The 530-nt window shown below is 53.6% G+C and carries 1 rRNA gene; it reads right to left on the bottom strand.

Going from position 1 to position 530, the window contains the following annotated elements:
* Positions 1-530: ribosomal RNA gene (locus ACYVHG_RS15770) — 23S ribosomal RNA — on the bottom strand; the annotation flags it as partial.

The raw sequence follows: 530 nt of genomic DNA on the forward strand, positions 1-530 counted from the left end.
TTTCACCTTTCCCTCACGGTACTTGTCCGCTATCGGTCGCAAGGTAGTATTCAGGCTTACCGGGTGGTCCCGGCAGATTCACAGCAAATTCCACGGGCTCGCTGCTACTCGGGAATCCATCACAACAGACACCACGTTTTCGGTTACAGGACTCTCACCCTCTCCGGCAGACCATTCCAGGCCACTTCACCTAACATGATGTTTTCTCACTGCTGTCCAGCCAGGTAGAACTGGAAAGATGAACCCCACAACACCACACACACAACCCCTACCCGGTATCACATGTGCATGGTTTAGCCTCATCCGCTTTCGCTCGCCACTACTCACGGAATCACTATTGTTTTCTCTTCCTGAGGGTACTGAGATGTTTCACTTCCCCTCGTTCCCTCCACACCGTCTATATATTCAACGGCGGGTAACACCACATGACTGGTGCTGGGTTTCCCCATTCGGAAATCCTCGGATCACAGCTCGGTTGACAGCTCCCCGAGGCATATCGCAGCCTCCCACGTCCTTCATCGGCTCCTTGC

Source organism: Tsukamurella serpentis, from assembly GCF_054780975.1.